4 protein-coding genes are annotated in these 3401 nt (G+C 69.1%); 2 read left to right on the forward strand and 2 right to left on the reverse strand.

The window, feature by feature from the left end; all coding sequences use genetic code 11:
• Together xseA and WA965_RS03245 are read right to left on the reverse strand one after the other, a co-directional pair.
• Positions 1-879, reverse strand: an 879-nt coding sequence (gene xseA / locus WA965_RS03240; RefSeq protein ID WP_526447057.1) for an exodeoxyribonuclease VII large subunit, incomplete at its 3' end; no start/stop codon positions are given.
• Complete coding sequence (locus WA965_RS03245; RefSeq protein WP_526300120.1) at positions 876-1457, reverse strand: lipid droplet-associated protein; 582 nt, start codon at positions 1455-1457, stop codon at positions 876-878. The genes WA965_RS03245 and xseA, both read right to left, overlap by 4 nt.
• Positions 1458-1511: 54 nt before the next feature.
• Between WA965_RS03245 and WA965_RS03250 the strand changes: the two genes are divergently transcribed.
• Positions 1512-2510 carry a 4-hydroxy-3-methylbut-2-enyl diphosphate reductase gene (locus tag WA965_RS03250; RefSeq protein WP_526300122.1) on the forward strand — a complete coding sequence of 333 codons (999 nt, stop codon included), beginning with the start codon at positions 1512-1514 and terminating at the stop codon, positions 2508-2510.
• Between the two features lie 21 nt (positions 2511-2531).
• On the forward strand, positions 2532-3401 hold an 870-nt coding region (locus WA965_RS03255; protein ID WP_526447059.1), incomplete at its 3' end, for an NTF2-like N-terminal transpeptidase domain-containing protein.

The following is a 3401-nucleotide window of genomic DNA, read 5'->3' on the forward strand; positions in this document are numbered from 1 at the left end:
CACCCAGTTGCGCAGCGCGCGTGCGCTGCGCCGCCGCAGATCGGTCACCAGCGCCTGTTCGGCCGCGGTGTCGGGCACGATCCGCTTGGCGGCGTCGGTGGGCGTGGCCGCCCGCAGGTCCGCGACGAGGTCGCACAGCGGGTTGTCCGGCTCGTGGCCGATCGCGCTGACGACCGGAGTAGTGCATCTGGCGATCTCCCGGCACAGCGTCTCATCGGAGAACGGCAGCAGATCCTCGACGCTGCCGCCGCCGCGCGCGAGCACGATGACGTCGACCTCGGGATCGGCATCCAACGCCCGCAGCGCCTCGACGATCTGGGGCACCGCACTCGGGCCTTGGACCACGGTGTTGCGCAGCGCGAACCGCACCGCAGGCCAGCGATTGGTCGCGACGGCGACGATGTCGTGTTCGGCCGCCGACGCGCGTCCGGTGATCAGCCCGATGGTGTCGGGCAGGAACGGGATCGGCCGCTTCAGCCGCGGATCAAAAAGGCCTTCGGCGTCGAGCAGTTGGCGCAGCCGGTTGATGCGGGCCAGCAGCTCGCCGAGCCCGACGGCTCGAATCTCGCTGATGCGCAGGCTGAAGGATCCGTTGCGGGTGTAGAACTGCGGCCTGCCGTGCATGATCACCTGGGTGCCCTCGGAGAGCTGCACCGGGGCGTTGGTCACCAGGTCGCGCGGGCAACTGACGGTCAGCGACATGTCGGCGGCGGGATCACGCAGCACCATCCACGCGGTGTTCTGGCGCACCTTCAGCTCGGTCAGTTGGCCTTCGATCCACACCGTGCCGAGCCGGTCGATGTACTTGGCGAGGCGAGTGGCGACGGCCCGCACCGGCCACGGATTGTCGGCGGACTTGCCTTGCTCGGGCTCCGTCACTTCGCCGAGGCGCGGGTGATCCTGTTGGCCAGCAGGGTCTGGAACGGAGCGCGCGCCTTCGTGGACTCCTCGTAGCTGAGCAGCGCCTCGAGGTCGGCGACCCGCAGTGTCGTCAACCGGGCACGCAACTGGGCCAGCGTCAGATCCTGATAGCCGAGGTCGGTGACGATCTGGGGAGTAGCGCCGGGCGCCGATGCCACCGGCTCCGGGGACGGTGTCGCATTGGGGGTCTCCGGCTCGCCGCTGAACAGCGCGAAACGCCCCTCGGTCAGCCGCTCACCGTCGCGCACGGGCAGGTCGACCACGTCGGCGCCGGGGGAGTCGTCGGTGCCGACCTCGTCGTCGAACGTCGCCCACGCGGCCTGCTCGTCCTTGGGCGGGAACAGGGAGTCGATCGTCTCATCGCCCTTGTTGACCAAGTCGGCGACATCCTGCTGCATCTTCATCACCATCTGCGCGAGCTGGCTCGCCACGGTCATCGGATACATCAGGATGGTCTGGGGGAGCTTGCGGGTTTCCTCGAGGGCGGTCACCGCCGCACCGACCAGCAGACGGACCCCATACGGTGCTGTTGCCATGGTCCTCAGCCTACGGCTGGGCGGGGAGGGCGGCGGGTCAGTACCCTTGGACTCATGCCGACGACTATCAACATGGGGATTCCGGGGGCGGCCAGCTCGGTCGCCGGCCAGGTTTCCGGCAAGCGAGTGCTGCTGGCCGAGCCCCGCGGGTACTGTGCCGGGGTCGACCGCGCAGTCGAGACCGTCGAGCGCGCTCTCGAGAAGCACGGCGCTCCGGTGTACGTGCGCCATGAGATCGTGCACAACCGCTACGTCGTGGACACGCTGGCCAAGGCCGGGGCGGTCTTCGTCGAGAAGACCGACGAGGTTCCCGAAGGCGCCATCGTGGTGTTCTCCGCGCACGGTGTCGCACCGACGGTGCACGTCGAGGCCGCCGAGCGCAATCTGCAGACGATCGACGCCACCTGCCCGCTGGTGACCAAGGTGCACAACGAGGCCAAGCGCTTCGCCCGCGACGACTACGACATCCTGCTCGTCGGTCACGAGGGACACGAGGAGGTCGTCGGCACCGCCGGCGAGGCTCCCGAGCACGTCCAGGTGGTCGACAGCCCGGAATCGGTCGACAAGGTGACCGTGCGCGACGTGAACAAGGTGATCTGGCTGTCCCAGACCACGCTGAGCGTCGACGAGACCATGGAGACCGTGCGCAAGCTGCGGGAGAAGTTCCCGACGCTGCAGGATCCGCCGAGTGACGACATCTGCTACGCGACCCAGAACCGCCAGGTCGCCGTCAAGGCGATGGCGCCGGAGTGCGAACTCGTCATCGTCGTCGGGTCGAAGAACTCGTCGAACTCGGTGCGACTGGTCGAGGTGGCGCTCGGTGCCGGCTCGAACGCGTCCTACCTCGTCGACTACGCCGAGGATCTCGACCCGGCGTGGCTGGAGGGTGTCACCACCGTCGGCGTCACGTCCGGCGCATCGGTGCCCGAGGTACTCGTTCGCGGAGTTCTCGACAGGCTGGCCGAATACGGGTTCGGCACGGTGCAGCCGGTCACCACGGCCAACGAGACACTCGTGTTCGCGTTGCCGCGAGAGATCCGTCCGCCACGCTGACAGCGGGTACGTTCGACGACCGTGACACCACGGTCGAAGTCCCGATCCCTCGCACGTGCGCCGCTGGCGGTCCTCTTGTCGCTACTGCTGGTCCTCGCCGGCTGCAGCGACTCCGAAGACCGCCTCAACTCCACGGTGCAGTCCTTCGCCGAGGCGCTGAGCAGCGGTGACGCCGCCCGCGCCGCGGCACTGACCACCGACGAGCCTGCGGCAACCGACACTCTCGGTGCACTGTTCGCCAGCCTCGGCAAGGACGTCAGCGTCGACGCCGGCACCGCCGAGGAGCAGGACGGCGCGGCGACGTTCACCCTGGACGCCACGTGGAAGTTCGGCCCCGACGGTCGCGACGAGTGGACCTACTCCACGAACGGGGCGGCGACCGCCGACGGCGACGACTGGCGCATCCGGTGGAACCCGACCACCGTCGCTCCCGGACTCGACCAGGGGCCGCTGAGCTACAGCACGCTGGTCCCGCAGCCCGCGGCGCGGGTCCTCGACCGCACCGGGGGAGAACTGCTCACCCAGCACATCGTCACCCTGGTCGACATCGCCGCGGGTGTCGACGTGAATGCTGTTGCAGCACTTCTCAATCCGATCGCCTCGGGCATCACGCCCGAGTCGTTGACGCGTGACCTCGACGCCGCGGCGGGCACACCGGTCACCGCGGTCATCCTGCGTCAGGACGACCTCGCGCCCATCGAGTCGCAGCTCTCGGCGCTGCCGAACGTCACCCTCAACCAGCAGCTCAGGCTGTTGGCCACCGACCGCGCGCTGACGTCGCCGACCCTCTCGGGCCTTTCCGACCTGTGGCAACAGCGCACGGATGCGGCAGCCGGGTGGGCGGTGAGCGCCGAGACCAGCGCCGGTGCGCAACGCGTCGGCGGGCAGGAC

The organism is Mycobacterium sp. (assembly GCF_049683935.1).
In the GTDB taxonomy this organism is placed as follows: Bacteria; Actinomycetota; Actinomycetes; order Mycobacteriales; family Mycobacteriaceae; genus Mycobacterium.